At 63.0% G+C, this 16,202-nt stretch carries 13 protein-coding genes; 11 read left to right on the forward strand and 2 right to left on the reverse strand.

From position 1 onward, the window contains the following. Positions 1-69 precede the first annotated feature (69 nt). The 10 genes from BM338_RS03650 to BM338_RS03700 all read left to right on the forward strand — a co-directional run bounded on the left by BM338_RS03650 (position 70) and on the right by BM338_RS03700 (position 9,519). On the forward strand, positions 70-690 hold the full coding sequence (locus BM338_RS03650; RefSeq protein ID WP_090449458.1) for a DedA family protein: 621 nt from the start codon (positions 70-72) through the stop codon (positions 688-690). Positions 691-714: 24 nt separating this feature from the next. After that, entirely contained in the window at positions 715-1,317 is a 603-nt protein-coding gene (locus BM338_RS03655; protein ID WP_090449459.1) for a pentapeptide repeat-containing protein, read from the forward strand. Between the two features lie 608 nt (positions 1,318-1,925). Further along, entirely contained in the window at positions 1,926-3,029 is a 1,104-nt protein-coding gene (locus BM338_RS03665) for a type III polyketide synthase (RefSeq protein ID WP_090449461.1), read from the forward strand. Next, a complete protein-coding gene (locus BM338_RS03670) occupies positions 3,026-4,027 on the forward strand; it encodes an aldo/keto reductase (protein WP_090449462.1) in 1,002 nt (333 codons plus the stop codon). Before BM338_RS03665 ends, BM338_RS03670 begins: the two co-directional genes overlap by 4 nt. 58 nt (positions 4,028-4,085) lie before the next feature. Next, complete coding sequence (locus BM338_RS03675; RefSeq protein ID WP_090449463.1) at positions 4,086-5,105, forward strand: methyltransferase; 1,020 nt, start codon at positions 4,086-4,088, stop codon at positions 5,103-5,105. Positions 5,106-5,149: 44 nt separating this feature from the next. After that, positions 5,150-5,608 carry a nuclear transport factor 2 family protein gene (locus BM338_RS03680; RefSeq protein ID WP_090449464.1) on the forward strand — a complete coding sequence of 153 codons (459 nt, stop codon included), beginning with the start codon at positions 5,150-5,152 and terminating at the stop codon, positions 5,606-5,608. Positions 5,609-5,752: 144 nt separating this feature from the next. Then, positions 5,753-6,322: a hypothetical protein gene (locus tag BM338_RS03685; protein ID WP_143109231.1), complete on the forward strand. Its 570-nt coding sequence runs from the start codon at positions 5,753-5,755 to the stop codon at positions 6,320-6,322. A gap of 125 nt (positions 6,323-6,447) precedes the next feature. Then, positions 6,448-6,909 carry a GNAT family N-acetyltransferase gene (locus tag BM338_RS03690; protein WP_090449466.1) on the forward strand — a complete coding sequence of 154 codons (462 nt, stop codon included), beginning with the start codon at positions 6,448-6,450 and terminating at the stop codon, positions 6,907-6,909. A 514-nt stretch (positions 6,910-7,423) separates the two neighbouring features. Continuing rightward, complete coding sequence (locus BM338_RS03695; RefSeq protein ID WP_090449467.1) at positions 7,424-8,596, forward strand: serine hydrolase domain-containing protein; 1,173 nt, start codon at positions 7,424-7,426, stop codon at positions 8,594-8,596. Positions 8,597-8,691: 95 nt separating this feature from the next. Continuing rightward, the gene (locus BM338_RS03700; RefSeq protein ID WP_090449468.1) at positions 8,692-9,519 is read left to right on the forward strand and encodes an oxidoreductase; all 828 of its coding nucleotides are present in this window, start codon (positions 8,692-8,694) and stop codon (positions 9,517-9,519) included. Between the two features lie 73 nt (positions 9,520-9,592). Here the strand turns inward: BM338_RS03700 and BM338_RS03705 are convergent, their stop codons facing one another. After that, positions 9,593-12,328: an Ig-like domain-containing protein gene (locus tag BM338_RS03705; protein ID WP_090449469.1), complete on the reverse strand. Its 2,736-nt coding sequence runs from the start codon at positions 12,326-12,328 to the stop codon at positions 9,593-9,595. Between the two features lie 273 nt (positions 12,329-12,601). On the opposite strand from BM338_RS03705, the gene BM338_RS03710 reads away from it, so the two are divergent. Next, a complete protein-coding gene (locus BM338_RS03710; protein WP_090449470.1) occupies positions 12,602-14,668 on the forward strand; it encodes a M3 family metallopeptidase in 2,067 nt (688 codons plus the stop codon). 18 nt (positions 14,669-14,686) lie between these two features. On the opposite strand, the gene BM338_RS03715 is transcribed toward BM338_RS03710, so the two are convergent. Beyond that, complete coding sequence (locus BM338_RS03715; RefSeq protein ID WP_255367178.1) at positions 14,687-16,201, reverse strand: efflux transporter outer membrane subunit; 1,515 nt, start codon at positions 16,199-16,201, stop codon at positions 14,687-14,689. Between the last annotated feature and the right edge of the window lies 1 nt (position 16,202).

Genomic DNA, 16,202 nt, shown 5'->3' on the forward strand with positions numbered 1-16,202 from the left:
GTCGCCGGCCTGTGGGATCATCGCCCCCTCGTTGCCCCGGTGGGCCGGACACGACAGGCAAGGATGTAGATGGACCTGCTTGAACGACTGATCACGCTGTTTGCCGAAAACGGCTATGCCGCTGTCTTCATCGCACTGATGCTGTGCGGTGCCGGCGCGCCGTTGCCAGAGGACATCACCCTGGTCGCCGGCGGTGTCATCGCCGGCCTGGGCTACGCCAACGTGCACGTGATGTTCGCGGTGTCGATGGTGGGCGTGCTGCTGGGCGACGCCGGCATGTTTCTTCTGGGCCACCACTACGGCGCACGCATCCTGCAATGGCGCGTAGTCGCGCGCGTACTCACGCCCGAGCGCTACGCCAAAGTGCAAGAGAAGTTCGAGCGCTACGGCAACCGCCTGATGTTCATCGCCCGCTTCCTTCCCGGTATGCGCACCGCCGTCTACATCACCGCAGGTACCACGCACCGCGTGTCGTTCCTGCGCTTCTTTCTGCTGGACGGTTTTGCGGCACTGATCAGTGTGCCGATCTGGGTCTACCTGGGCTATTTCGGCGCCAACAACCACGAATGGCTGGTGATGTGGATTCGCCGCGGCCAGAGCAGTCTGTGGGTACTCGGCGGCATCGTACTGCTGGTGGTGCTGGTGCTGTGGTGGCGGCACAAGCGGCGCGCCGCGAACGAATCCAAGTAACAGCACAGCGTCGGCGACTCACTCATGTCATCGCGCATCGCCGACCAGCACGAGTACGAGGACGAAGACTTCCGCGAACTCGACCTGCAAGGCGCAACGCTCGAGTCGGTCAAATGCCACGACTGCCGCTTCACCCGCTGCAACTTCAGCGAAATTCTCCTGCAGCGCTGCCGCTTCCACAATTGCGAATTCATCGACTGCAACCTCAGCCTGGCCCGGCTGACCGGCAGCGGCTTCACCAACGTGACGTTCACCGGCTGCAAGCTGGTCGGCGTCGACTGGACCGCGGCCTATTGGTCGGCCGTGCGCATTCCCGGCGCGCTGGCGTTCGATCGCTGCGTACTCAACGACTGCAGCTTCTTCGGCCTCGACCTGCGCGAATTGAAGCTGATCGATAGCCGCGCTTTCGATGCCGACTTCACCGACACTAACTGCGAAGACGCCGACTTTCGCCGCACGGACTTCCGCGATGCGCTGTTCCGCAAGACGCGTCTCGCCCGTGCCAATTTCTCCGAAGCACAGAACTACCGTATCAATATCTTCAATAACGACATCAAGGGCGCGAAATTCTCATTGCCCGATGCCATCGCACTGCTCGACAGCCTCGATATTGAGCTCGGCGATTAATTGACGGCAAAAAATCTGCCATTCGCCATAACGCGAAGAAATAAATCACGAATCGCGACCCGCATCACATATTCCACGCATTCACACTTATCTTGACGCGGAATAGATACATGTCGAGTAGCGCCCGCGTATAAAACCAAACGATTGGTTTTACGCATTTGAGTACTCTCGAAGTCTCAAGGGGAATCGCTGCCATGCTGTTCCGGCTGATTCGCGCGTGCTTGTGCAGGACCATGGCCGCCATACGCGCACATCGGCGCCGGCGGCCGGGCCAGCTTACTTTCGTCGTGTCCTGGTACGCCCTTCATGCCTTGCAAAACATGACCGCACACGCCGTCATGAGCCGACAACACAATCACCAAATTTTGTTTTCAAGAAAGACCGTGCTCAGTGAAATTATTTTGATGGAATCACTGATCAATCCCGCCCTGAGCCATCGTGGTCCATTCGGCCGACTACGATGAAGTAATCACAAGATCCACATTAATCCTCATCCATGGATGAGGATTATCTCGTCGCACCCCTTCCATTATCCCCTGGACAGCAGGACGTAACGTCCCTGCGACGTTCCCTCCTGCGCGATGTTTATTCACACCGGAGAACGTGTGATGCCCACCCTTTGCCGTCCCGCTGTCGCCGTCCCCGAACACACCATCAGTCTGGAAGAGACACTGGACCTCGCACGCAGCCTGCATGCGCAGCACGAACAGCTGCCTCTGGTGCTGCGGCTGATCAAGAACACCAGGGTGGCACGGCGCCACATCGTGCAACCCATCGACATCACACTGCGGCATCCCGGTTTCGAAGCACGCAATCTGGCCTATGTGCGCGAAGCGAGAGCGCGCGTACCCGCCGTCGTCGAGCAAGCGCTGGCCAACGCCGAGCTGACCGCTGATCGCATCGACGCCATCATCTATGTGTCGTGCACCGGCTTTACCATGCCTTCGCCCATCGCATGGATGATCAATGAGCTGGGCTTTCGCAGCGACACCCGGCAGATGCCTATTGCCCAGCTAGGCTGTGCCGCTGGTGGTGCGGCCATCAATCGCGCCCACGACTTCTGCCTCGCGTATCCCGGGGCACATGTACTGATCGTTGCCTGCGAATTCTGCTCGCTGTGCTATCAGCCCACCGACCTGAGCGTCGGCAACCTGCTTTCCAATGGCCTGTTCGGCGACGCCGTCGCGGCCGCCGTGGTGCGCGGCAACGGCGGCACCGGCCTGCGTCTGATCGGCAACGGCTCGCGACTGGTGCTCGGTACCGAGGACTGGATTTCCTACGCCGTCAAAGCCACCGGCTTTCACTTCTGCCTGGATCGCCGTGTGCCGGGAACCATGGAGCAACTGGCGCCCGAACTGTGCGCCGTCGCCAGCGAGTTCGGCTGGGATGCCAGCGATCTCGACTTCTACATCATCCACGCGGGCGGTCCGCGCATTCTTGACGATCTCTCGCACTACCTCGGCGTCGATCCGGCGATGTTCCGCTACAGCCGGGCCACGCTCACCGAGTACGGCAACATCGCGTCCGCCGTCGTCCTCGACGCACTGCGGCGCCTGTTTGAAGCCGGTGCCGTACATGACGGTGCACAAGGCATCGTCGCCGGCTTCGGTCCCGGCATCACCGCCGAGATCTCGCTCGGCACCTGGGCCACCCACCCTGCACCTTCCGTTACCGATGCATTGAACCTCGCCATGAAGGAGGCGATGACATGATCGCGAACCACCCTCAACTCAACAGCAAACAGTTCACGCTCGGCGGCGACCTTACAGTCAATCGTCTTGGCTACGGCGCCATGCACCTCACCGGCTACGGTATGTGGGGACCGCCCGATGACAAGAAAGGGGCGATCGCCCTGCTGCGTCATGCCGTGCACGATCTCGGCATCAATTTCATCGACACCGCCGACTCCTACGGCCCCGGCGACAACGAGGAGATCATCCGCGAAGCGCTGTATCCGTACCCCGCCGACCTGGTGATTTCCACCAAGGGCGGCATGCTTCGCTCCGGCAAGCTCGACTGGATCCATGGCGCGCCTGGTGCGCCCTACATCATGCCGCTGGGCCGGCCGGAATATCTGCGCCAGCAAGTGGAAATGAGCCTGCGCCGCCTGGGCGTGGAGCGCATCAGCCTCTATCAGCTGCACAGCATCGACCCGATGGTGCCGCTGGCTGACACCCTCGGCGAACTGGTGCGTCTGCAAAGGCAGGGCAAGATCCATCACCTCGGCCTGTCCAACCAGCCGGGCGTAAGCATCGATCAGCTGATGCAGGCGCAGCAGTACGCCAACATCGTGGCGATCGAAAATCTCTACAATATCGCCGACCGTGCGGACGACGATGTGCTCCGCCACGCCGAGCAACAGCACATCGCTTTCATTCCATGGTTCCCGCTCGGGCATGGCGGCCTGGTCGGCGCGGACAACCCGTTGGCGCCCATCGCCAAGCGCTACAACCTCACCGCTTCGCAGCTGGCGCTCGCGTGGCTGCTGCATCACTCGCCCGCCACGCTGCTGATCCCAGGCACCACCTCGATCAAGCATCTTGACGAAAACGCGGCGGCCGTCAGCGTCGAACTAGACCCAGCCGACATGCGCGCCATCGTGGAAGCGGTGGATCGCGAACAGTTGCCGACCTGGCGCCCCGATCGTGCCGCGCAAGCTCCCGCTCCTACCGCCAACGGGACACAAGAACATGCTCGCCTCGCTTCCTGATCGCTCGCCGCCGAGTCCACACCAACCGCCGGAGCCCCCACAGGATGCCCGGCCATTGATGGCGCTCGTGACAGGATTGTGGGCATCGAAAACGCTCGCGCTGGCGCACGAACTGGATCTGTTCACGCACCTGTCCGGCACCGCCGGCATCACCATCGAGGCATGCGCGGCGCACTATCGCATCGCGCACCGCCCCGCCGAGATGTTGCTGACGGCGTGCGCCGCGCTGCGGCTACTGGAGCGGCACGGCGAGCACTACGGCAACACGCCCCTGGCCGAAACCTATCTGGTTCGCGGCCGGCCGCTCTACTTCGGCGGATGGATCGCCATGGCCGATCGCCGCGAGTATCCGGCCTGGCTACACCTGAAAGAGGCCTTGCACAGCAACCGCCCGCTTACCTGGGACCCCGATCGCCAGGCGTCGCTGTTCGACGGTGAGGATCCCGCACTCGTAGCTACTTTCTGGGAGGCTATGTATGCGCTTTCCATCACCACCGCCGATGTATTGGCCGACTCAGTCGATCTCTCCGGCGTGACCCGCTTGCTCGATGTCGGCGGTGGTGGCGGCGCCAACGATATCGCGCTATGCCGGCGCCATTCGCACTTGCGGGCTACCGTGTTCGACCTGCCGTTTGTCTGTGCGCTGACCCGGCCAAAGATCGAGCAGGCTGGATTGAGCGACCGGATCGATCTGGCTGAAGGCGATTTCTTTGCCGACGCCGCGCTGCCTGACGGACACGACGCCATCCTCCTGTCGAAGATCCTGCTCGACTGGAAAGAGAGCGACTGCCTCACCATCCTCCATAAGTGCTTCACGGCACTACCTCCGGGCGGGCAGATCGTCGTCACCGACCTGTTCGTCGATGACAACAAAGATGGCCCCGTCGACGCCGCGCTGATGAGCCTCAACATGCTCATCGAAACCTGGGGCCGCAACTACACCGCCGCGGAATACCGCAGCTGGCTCGCCGCTGTCGGCTTCACCGGCCTGCAAACCATCCGCTTCGAAGCGCCTGCCGCCAACGGCGCCGTCGTCGGTCACAAGCCGGAGACGAACACTACGTTTCGAGTCAGCTGACTTTGAACATCCATCGTCGATCCACTCTCAAAGGAATCGCCAGCATGTCGAACCCGCACCCTAATATCGAAAAGCTGCGCGCCATCTATGCCGACTTGCGCTGCATCGATCGCTACGTCGCCGACGACGTCGTTCTGCATACCGCCGATCGCGGTGCCTCCGGCGGACCCGCGCAAGTAATCGGCAAAGCAGCCGTCAAGGCGAAGGAGCTGGACCTGATCCGCCTGAGCGGCGACACGCTGGTAATGGAAGTCCACGACATCATCGCCAACGACCACTTCGGCGCTGTACTCGGCATCCTGCGCACACACCGCGACGGCAGCAGCATCGGCATGCCGTTCTGCGGCCTATGGCGCTTTCGCGACGGTCTCATCGTGGAGCATTGGGAGAACGCCTACGACGCCAGCGAGCTAGGCGACTTCCTGACCGGCAAAGTTAGAAGCGCCAACCCCTCGGTAAGCGTGGCCTCCACCAGCACGCGGGACGCCGCTTCCCTGCATTGAGCCGCATCGCCGCACGTATCCCGCCTTGAGCGCAAACGCGCCCCAGGCAGATCGCGCCAGACACCCGGCGCGCCACAGAAAAGGGTGAGAAGGCTTATCGAGCCACCGTGCCAATCACGTAACCGTCATCGCTAGGAGACTGCCATGTCCGCATCACATGCAATGAGGTCGGCTTTCGGTTCACGTTCCCTGTTCCTGCTTGTGGCCTTACTTGGGATTACCTTCAGCGCCTTCATACCGGCGAACGCGCACGCTAACGTCGCTGTTTGCGCCATCGGCAACCATCAAGCCAATTGGGCACCGGGCGTCACCAATACCGTTGCCATGCATACCGTGACAACCGACACGAGCTGGACCTGTACGCAGCTTCTTACTCCCTACAGCCTGATCGCCACCGCATCCTCACACGAACAGTTTTCGGCACCGTTCTCCTGCTCCAATCTCTTTTCGACAGCGCCGATCACCTGGACCATTCATTGGCAGGATGGTGGTACCCCAAGCACCAGCTCCTTCACGTTCACCGCAACCGTTATTCCGCAAGGCGGAAATCTCGTCGTGACGGCACCCGGCAGCATCACGGCCGGGCGCTACAGCGGCCGCACCGCGGAAGCGGAATTTATCCTGCTCAATCTCGGCGCAACGCTGAACAACCTGTGCAGCTCGCCGGCCGGCGTCGCCAATGCCAGCGGCCCCGCCACGCTCACCATCCTCTGATGCCACATGAATTCAGTCCGGTGCGGCAGGACGCACCGGACTGAACCACACGAGGAAGGCTACGCCTCGCCCTGCTTATCGCTACGCTATGGACTCACATATCGCGTCCACCGGTAGCTATCGCCGTGAGCCATCCCGTCATCATCCGCCCCGTCGCCCACAAGGATTTCGCCGCCTGGAAACCACTCTGGGATGGCTACAACGCCTTCTACGGCAGAATCGGTGAAACGGCCCTGCCAGACGAGATCACCCAGACGACCTGGGCTCGCTTCTTCGACGATAACGAACCGGTATATGCCCTGGTCGCCGAAAGCGATGACCAATTGCTCGGCCTCGCGCACTATCTCTTTCATCGCAGCACCACGCAGATCGACATGAGCTGCTACATGCAGGACCTGTTCACTACGGAAGCGGCCCGCGGCAAGGGCGTGGGGCGCGCACTCATCCACGAGGTCTACGCGTGCGCCCAGCGCGAGGGTTCGCCGCGCGTCTATTGGCAGACCCATGAAACCAATGCCACCGCAATGAAGCTGTACGACCAGGTGGCCGAGAAATCCGGCTTTATCGTCTATCGCAAGCTGTTTTAGGGACCCTCTGATCTATTCCACGCAGGCGTCACCGTTGTTGTTTGCACGCAGATGGCCGTTGCGTTGGCGAAGGCAGACTGGATGTCTGTCGAGCCAGCGCGGCGGCGAGCTACGCGCAAACAACAACGGCCCAACTTTTTTAGATGAATGGGTGATCTCCCGAAGGCGCGCTGCGGTCACCGCGCGGCTCGACCTGACGGCCAGTCAGGCGCTTCACCACGCGGTGGCCGCAGCGCGCCTTCGGGAGATCATGCCGCCTACGTGGAATAGATCAGAGGGTCCCTCGGGCCGGGCGCAACGATGCCGTCACAAAAACGTCCTAGCCGCGGACCGCGGCAGACGGCAGACTAGAGCCCTCTGCACCCAGGGATACGACTGCCGATAGCGCGGGATTCGCGCCAGCCGGCTACGTAACGGCAGAGAAGGACACGAGTAGAGCCCAGCCCGGCAGGACCGCGCGGCCGTGCCCCGGCCGCATGGGTGAACAACACGATGGATGTGAAGGAAACGACGTATGGGCAAGTCTGCTGCTTTGGTTTTATCCGTTTGGGCCACCCTTTCCATCGGCCTGCCCGCGCAGGCAGCCGGCAAGATGCAGCAGGGGCCGATGACGCTGGAGCGCGCGTTGACCTCCATGCAGGCCAAATCGATATTGCCCGGTTATTGCGTGGCGGTAGTGGATGGCGGCGGCGTGCGTTATGCCAAGGGCTTTGGCTATGCGGACATCACGCAGAGGCGCCCTTACACCGCGGATACTCCGCAGCCGGTCGGTTCGATCAGCAAGACCCTGATCGGGGTGTCGGCCATGCAGCTGGTGGAAAGCGGTGCACTCACGCTGGATGCCGACGTCAACACGGCGCTGCCGTTCGCAGTCAGGAATCCAGGCTTCGCGGCAACACCAATCACGCTAAGACAGCTGGCGACACATACCTCCAGCATCACCGACCGCGAACCGTTCTATAACCAGAGCTACGTCAAAGGCGCGCAGACGGCCTTCGACATCAAAACCTTCCTGCAGTCGTATCTGGATCCCAAAGGCGCCAGCTACCAACCGGCCAACTTCATCAAGGCCCGCCCCGGCTCCACCTACAAATACAGCAACCTCGGCGCGACGCTGGCCGCCCTCATGATCGAAACCAAGGCACGCACGACCTACCGCGCCTACACGCAGGAACATATCTTCGATCCGTTGCGCATGCAGTCGACCGGATGGGCGCCCGGCGAGATCAAGCAGCCGGGGGCGACGCTCTACGACAAGCAGCGCAATCCTATGGCTCCTTACACGTCTCCCAGCTACCCCGATGGCGGACTCATTACGACCTGCAATGATCTGGGCCGCTTTCTTTCCGCGATGATTCGCGGCTACCAGGGACAACCCGGGCTGCTGAAACCGGCGTCGTTCCACCAGATGTTCACGCCGCAATGGCCAAAGCAACAGCAGCCCAAGGGCGTGCGTCCCGGCGGCGGCCTCGACGATGCGTTCTTCTGGCAGCGCTCGGTGCATGGCGAGCTCGGTCACTCGGGCGGTGACCAGGGCATCACCGCGGAAATGCGGTTCAATTCCATCACCAGTACGGGCCGCATCCTGATCACCAATATCAGCGACATCGACCGCAAAGACGTGGCCCGCGAACTCGACAGCATCTGGCTAACCCTGGGCAAGTACGAGCAGAGCCCCGAACCCTGAGTACCCTGCCAGACGGCCCATACACAGCCGTCATGGGGCCCGGCTAGCATCCGGCCTCCGGAGCGCGCGGGGCGCCCCCCCCAAAGGAGAGCGGTATGTCGTCCAAGGTCTGGTTCATTACTGGCGCATCGAGCGGTTTCGGTGATGCCTTCGCGCGCTATGCGCTGTCGCAAGGTCACTGTGTGGTTGCGACCGCGCGCGATACAGTCCGGCTGCAATCGCTGGTCGAACTGGCGCCTGATCGCGTGCTAGCGCATCGCCTGGATGTGGCCCGTCATGGCGAAGCTGATGCCGCACTCAAGGCTGCAGTGGACCGTTTCGGCCACATCGACGTGCTGATCAACAATGCCGGCTACGGCGTAGTCGGCGCGGTGGAAGAAACACCCGACGCAGAACTGCGCGCGCTGATGGACACCAATTTCTTCGGCGCGGCGGAAGTCATCCGCGCGGCCCTGCCGATCCTGCGCGCCCAACGCGCCGGCGCCATCGTCAATATCTCCAGCATGGGTGGCCAGATGTCCTTCGCCGGCTTCAGCGCCTACTCCGCCAGCAAGTTCGCACTGGAGGGCCTGTCGGAAGCACTCGCCGCCGAAGTCGCGCCGTTCGGCATCAAGGTGCTGATCGTGGAACCGGGGCAGTTCCGCACCAATCTTGCCGGTGGCGCCATGCGTCACATGCCGGCCAACGAAGCCTATCGGGATACCGTCGGCGCCACCCGCGAATTCGCCCACACCATGCACCACACCCAGCAAGGCGATCCGCTGAAGGCAGCGGCCGCCATCGCCAAAGCGATCGAAGCGGAGAACACGCCGCTGCGCCTTCAGCTCGGCCAGGACTCGGTAGATGCGATCCGCGCGCACTCGGAAAACCTGCTGGCGGATCTCGCCGCGTGGGAATCCGTAGCGGCTGCAACTGCGTTCTGATGCCGCTCGGGCGCGATGCCCCGCACCGGAATACCGGCAAAGCGGGAGGCCAAACGGCCTCCCGCTGTTCCGCTTACTGCGCCTTCACACTGACGTCGTCGATCACGAACGAGGTCTGGTTGGAACTGTCTTCCACACCGTAGAAATTGATCTGGATGGTCTGGCCGATATAGGCCGACAGATCGACAGTATGTTCCTGGTAGCCGGTAGCGGCGTCCACGTTGGACCAGGTGGCCAGCGTCACGTACTTGCCTGCCGAGGTGATCACCTGCGCGCTGAGCTTGTCATAGGCCGTGGTACCGGTCTCGGCGGTGTCGATGTGCATGAAGAAATCGAGCGTCGCCTTGGTGGCGGTCGCCGGGATGGTGATCGACTGGCGCACATAGTCCGTATGTGCGCTGCCGTAGCCATCCAGCCAGGCTTTATAGCTACCCGTATGAGCCGCCTCGCCGCTCTTGTTGTTGATCACGCCGCTGGTCTGCGTCCACGGCGTGGTGCCGCTTTCGAAGCCATTGTTCGTCACCAACTCGGTGGCGCCGCCGCCGCTGCTGTTGGACACGCTGAAGCTCACCGTACTGCTGGTGCCCACGTTGCCGGCTGCGTCATAAGCCTTGGCGACCAGTGAGTGCGAGCCATTGCTCAACGTGGTGGAGTCGAGCGAGGCCTGGTACGGCGAAGCGGTGCTTGTCGACTTGAGTACGCTGTCGACATAGAACTCCACCTTGGTCACGCCCACGTTGTCGGACGCATTGGCCGACAGCGTGATGGTGCCCGAACTGCCACTTTCGGAAGCGCTCACCGTTGGCGGCGTGGTATCGCCACCCGTGCTGTTGGACACGCTGAAACTCACCGTGCTGCTGGTGCCCACGTTGCCGGCTGCGTCATAAGCCTTGGCGACCAACGAGTGCGAGCCGTTGCTCAGCGTGGTGGAGTCGAGTGAGGCTTGGTACGGCGAGGTGGTGCTGGTCGACTTGAGTACGTTGTCGACATAGAACTCCACCTTGGTCACGCCCACGTTGTCGGTCGCGTTCGCCGATAGCGTGATGGTGCCCGAACTGCCGCTTTCCGAAGCGCTCACCGTCGGCGGTGTGGTATCGCCACCGCCCGCACCCTGGGTCACCCATACCGGCGCGGACCACAACTGCTTGCCGTCTTCCTGGGTGATCTTGGCGTAGTAGAAGTGATCGCCGTTGCTCGGCGTGATGGTGGTGGTCGCCGTGCTGGAGGTGGTCGCCACCGTACCGTTGCTGCCCGGCACGCCTTCGAACACCTGCACACGCTGGGCGGTATGGCCGGCGCTGCTGGCGTAGTTGACAGTGAGCGTCAGCGTGCCGCTGTTGCTGAAGCGCTCGCCCATCACATGGCCATTCGCGGTGAGCACGATCTGGCCGGTCTTGTCCTCGGTGGCGAACGCGCGACGGGCGCGCACGGCGTCGAGGAAGGCGTTGAGGCTGAGCGTGGTGCCGTTGGGAATCAGCACACCGGTACGGTTGGTGTAGCTGGCGCCCCAGTTGGCGCAGTGGTTGTCCTGGTCGGAGCTGGGCGCCACGTGATAGCCGCGCTCGAGCAGGATGTTGAAGGCCGTCTCGTAGCTGGTGTGGCTGGTTTCGGTCTCGGTGGTGTTGTGCGAGAACGCCGAGCTGTTGAGCACTTCCGCCAGTGCCATCACCTGATCACCGTCGGCGGAATAACCAAGATCCGTGCCGCCTACGTTGAACTGGCCGCTGCTGGCCGGATGGTTGAACTGGCCGACCCAGCCGTTGTTCTTCATCAGCGTATACAGCGAACCGTAATCGCTCTTTGCGGTAAACACGTCGCCGATCAGCTGATTGGAGCTGTTGTATTCCCACTCCAGCAGGCTCGGTGTGTTGAAGATATTGAGGTGACCGCCGTTGCTGATCACGCCCCACTCCAGGCCATAGATCGCCAGGAAGTTCGAGTGCGCGGCGTTGAACGTGCTGGCGGCCTGCAGGCCGGACTGGAACAGGTTGTGCGCGGTGGTCGGACTGGCCGAGGTGTTGGTGCCGGTCGAGCCGTCGTACATGTGGTTGTGCTCAGACGTCATCAGGATGTCCAGGCCGTCGTTCAAGGCGTACTGGTAAGCATCCGCCGGACCATAGGCCGAGCTCTGCGGGTTCTGCGCACCCACGCAAGTGGAGAGGTCGCCGCCGCCATCACTGTGGTTGGTCTGGCTGTGCAGGTTGCCGTAGTAGATGGTGTACGGCAGACCGCCCGCGCCCACCGATTGCGCCTGGATCATCGGACCCGCACTGGCACTGCCGGCGTGGCGCAGCGCAGTGAAGTGCGGCATCTGCGGTGCGGCGACCGAACCGATCAGGATGTCGTAGCGCTGCTCTTCGATCAGTTGCGGCGCCTTGCTGCGAGCCGCGGCCAGCGCGTTCTGCGGCAAGCCGGTGCCAATGGCGCCGACCGCATTCGTGTCCAGCGCAACCGCACGCATGTGCACCGTGTAGTAGCCCGGCGCCAACGCGTGGCCCGAAGCATCGCGTCCGTCCCAGGCCACCTGCGCCTGCGTGCCGCCCGCGCGGATCGCACCCTGGCCCTGCCAGCTGCGTACCACGGCGCCGTTAGGGCTGAGCAGCTCGACTTCCCAGGCTACCGGCGTGCCCTGCGCCGCACCGGGATACGAGAAGTGCAAAGTGATATTGCGTGCCCCGGTGGCGTTGAACGGCACATGCAGCGCCGCTTCGAACTCCTCGTGATCCGGCAGTGAGCCGGCCATCACCGGTGTGAGCACCATCATGCCGGCGGCCAGCAGACCGCCCACCATCATTCGCTTCAATTCCATATGTACCCTTCCCCAGTCGTATGAAGAATTCCCCCGGGCTTATCTTCCTTGCCCAGCTGACAAGGGTATGACCGGGGGCCTCTCTACCCGTGACAGGGCGCACATAACGGGGACAGAGGTGTCGAAAGTTATTGCGACAGTCTCGCGAAAGTTTCGCTGGTTTGGACGTCTGGAAGTCCATTTGATGCAGATCGCTATAACTTGCGCGCATCAAGCCGCCCATGTCTTTGGACACATGGCACTGGCCGTCGCCCGCGCACTAGGCTCCGCCGGATGAAAACGAGGCCGTGGCTTGGCGCAACCTTTGCGCTGCTTGTTACCGCCGGCGCACAGGCGGCTCCTTCCACCGACCCGCTACACGGCTGGACTGGCGGCGACAGCGCCAGTCTCGATGCGTGGGTGCACGCCCGGATGGACGGCATCAAGGCGCAGATCGCGAAGCTGCATGCCGTGCAGGGCCAGCGCACGATCGACAACACGCTGGTGCCTTATGACGAGGCACTCAATCAGCTCGCCCTCGCCTTTGGGCAGGCGCATATGCTCAACGCCCTGAGCGCCGACAAGGCCCTGCGCGACAAGGGGGAGGAACTGCAGCAAACCCTCTCGTCGGTCGATACCGACATCACGCTCGACGTCGCCATCTACCAGGCATTGCGCGCGCTATCGGAATCGAGTGAGGGCAAAGCCGCCGATCCCGCGACGCGGCACTATCTGGATCACAGCCTGCTCGAGTTCCGGCTGGCCGGCGTCGATCGCGATGCCGCCACCCGCGAACACATCAGGCAACTGCGCGACCGGATCGCCGCATTGGAGTTGAGCTTCAGCCGCCATGTGCAGGAGGACAAACGCACGCTGAGTGTGACTCCAGACCAGTTGGCGGGCATGCCCAGCGACTTCATCGCTCAACACAAGCCGGATGCCAGCGGCCACGTCATCCTCACCACTGACCAGCCCGATGTGGTGCCCGTAGCGAAGTTCGCCAGTCATGCGCAGCTGCGCAACGATTTGACTACCGCCTATCTCAATCGCGGCTGGCCAGCCAACGACAAGGTGCTGCGCGAGCTGCTGCAATCACGCGAAGCGCTGGCTCATCTGCTGAAGTTCGATACGTATGCCGACCTGGCGATGGCGGATCAGATGATCGGCAGCAAGGCCGGAGCCATGCAGTTTCTCGACCGGCTGCAGGCGGCAGCCGGTCCCGCCGCTGACCGCGAAGCCAAGCTTCTACGCGACTTCGTGCATGGCAAAAAACCGGACGCCCACATCACCCGCGCCGATTTCAGCTACTGGCAGGAGCAGTATCGCAAAGCCGTGTACGACTTCGACGCGCAGACGATGCGACCGTACTTCCCATTCCAGGCCGTACAGGCGGGCGTGCTCGACACCGCCTCGCGCATCTTCCATGTCAGCTTCCATCCGGTGAGCAATGCCATCGTGTGGCACCCAAGCGTGACTGCCTTCGATGTGCTCGATGGCCAGAAAAAGATCGGCCGCATTTATCTCGACATGCACCCGCGTGACGGCAAGTATCAGGGAGCCTCCGCCTGGGCCCTCGTACCGGGCATCGGCGGCCGGCAGCCGCCGGAAGGAGTCGTGGTTGGAAATGTTGCCGGCGGCAACGCGGACGACCCCGGGCTGATGGACTATGGCGACGTAGTCGCGTTCTTCCACGACGTCGGCCTGCAGATGCAGAATATCCTCGGCAGCCAGACGCGCTGGTCCGCGCAGTCCGCCTTCTATGTCGAGCGTGATTTCATCCAGGCACCGTCGCAGATGCTGGAGGAATTCTTGCGCGTACCCTCCGTGCTGCAAGGCTTCGCCAGGCACTACAAGACCGGTGAAGTGCTGCCACTGGCCAGCATCCAGGCCATGAATCGCTCGACGGCCTACGGGCGCGGATCATGGCTGCAACAACAAATGGTCTACGCCACCTATTCGTTGCAGATGCACGATCTGCCGGCGAACAAGATCGATTTCGGCAAGGTCTGGATGGACGACGAGAAGCGCTTCGCCTCGTATGAGAGCCTGCCCGCAGCGCATCCCTATGCCAGCTTTACCTATCTAACCGGCTATACCTCCAACTACTACACCTATCTGCTGGACAAGGTCATCGCCGTGGACTTCTTCCGGCAGTTCGACACCAGCCATCCCTTCGACAGCTGGGTCGCCGCGCGTTACCGGCAAACCGTGATCGAGCCCGGCGCGACGCGACCCGCGGCTGAGCTGGTGAAAAACTTCCTTGGCCGCCCGCAGGACATGAAAGTGCTGGCGGCCTGGATCAACGAGGAGTTCACCGACTTGCCCTCGACGGCGCAGCAGGCGAAGGTGCCCGGCCCGTAGGCCGGACACCTTGCTTACTCACTCTGCCTTTGACGTCAACGCCGTCGCATCATCCCGATGCCACCAGCCGCCACCCAGCGCCTGAAACAACGCCACCGTATCGGCATAACGCGCCGCCCTGGCCTGCACTAGCGCCAGGCTGGCCTGCTGCCAGGTCAGCTCGGCGGTGTGCATGGCGCTTTCGCTGATATCGCCCAGCGCCAGCTGGCGCCTGGCGATGTCCAGGCTGCGTGCAGCCGCGCGCTCGGCCCGTTCGTTTGCTACCAGTGCGTCCGCATCGGCCTGGATCGCATGCAGCGTGTCGGCCACGTTCTGCACCGCACCGAGCACCGCGCCGCGGTACTGCGCCGCCGCCTGCCGGTAACTGGCTTCAGCGGCACGTTGCTTGTGCTTCAGCGCGCCGCCGTCGAACAGCGGCTGGGTGATGCTGCCGCCAAGATTCCAGAAACCGGCACCGCCAGAGAACAGCTGGCTGGCCTTCTCCGAAGCACGGCCGAAGCTCGCATTGATCTGCACATTCGGCAGGCGGTTGGCGATGGCGACGCCGACATCCGCGCTGGCCGCGTGCAGTTGCTCTTCTGCCGCGCGCACATCGGGGCGCTGCTCGACCAATTGCGCCGGCAGACTCATCGGCAGCTCGGCGGGGAGTTGCAGACTGTCCAGGGTGAAGCTCGCATCGATCGCCTGGTCCGGCGTGCGTCCGCTAAGCGCCGCCATCAGATCGCGCTGCTGGGCCAGCTGCTTTTGCAGCGGCGGCAAGGTGGCGCGGCTTTGCTCGAGCGTGGCCACCTGCGCGGCCACCGTCGTCTCTGCCACATCGCCGAGCGCGTACTGTCGCTTCAGCGTGTCGAGCACTTGCGTCTGCAGATCGATGATCCGTTGCGAGGTGTCGATCTGCGCACGCAGCGAGGCCTCTCCGATCGCCGCGTTGACCAAGTTGCTGGTCAGGGTCAGATAGGTAGCTTCCAGCTGGAAGCGCTGCGCGTTGGCGTCGGCCACCAGTGATTCCACCTGGCGGCGATTGCCACCCCACAGGTCGGGTGCGTAGGACACGCTCACCTGCGCCGTGGTCAGGCTATACAGGCTCGCGCCCGACGCGGCCGGACTGGCCAGATCCTTCGCGATGTCCTGCCGTGTCGGATTGACGCCCGCACTCACCGACGGGAAGTACGCGGCGCGCTGTGCATAGACGTTCTCCCACGCCACTTGCAGCGCGGCATGCGCCGCGTCGACATCCGCGTTGTGCTTGAGCGCGTCGGCGATCAAGGCATTGAGCGGTTCGGAATGGAACAGCGTCCACCACTGGCCTGGGATGTCCATCGACTTCACCAGCCGCTGCGCCTCACCGCCCGGCGCGGAAGTGGAAGCTGTTGTCTCCGCCTGCGGCGTGGCTGCGTAGGTCTGCGCCTTGGGCGCCTCCGGCCGGCGGTAATCGGGACCGACGGCGCAGCCGCCGAGCGCGATGGCGATGCCCAGCGCCAGCAGGGCGCGACCGCCCTGCCATCCGTTCGACGTCATGGATGCGATACGCATG

Origin of the sequence: Dyella sp. OK004, assembly GCF_900114495.1 — a bacterium.
GTDB lineage: Bacteria > Pseudomonadota > Gammaproteobacteria > Xanthomonadales > Rhodanobacteraceae > Dyella_D.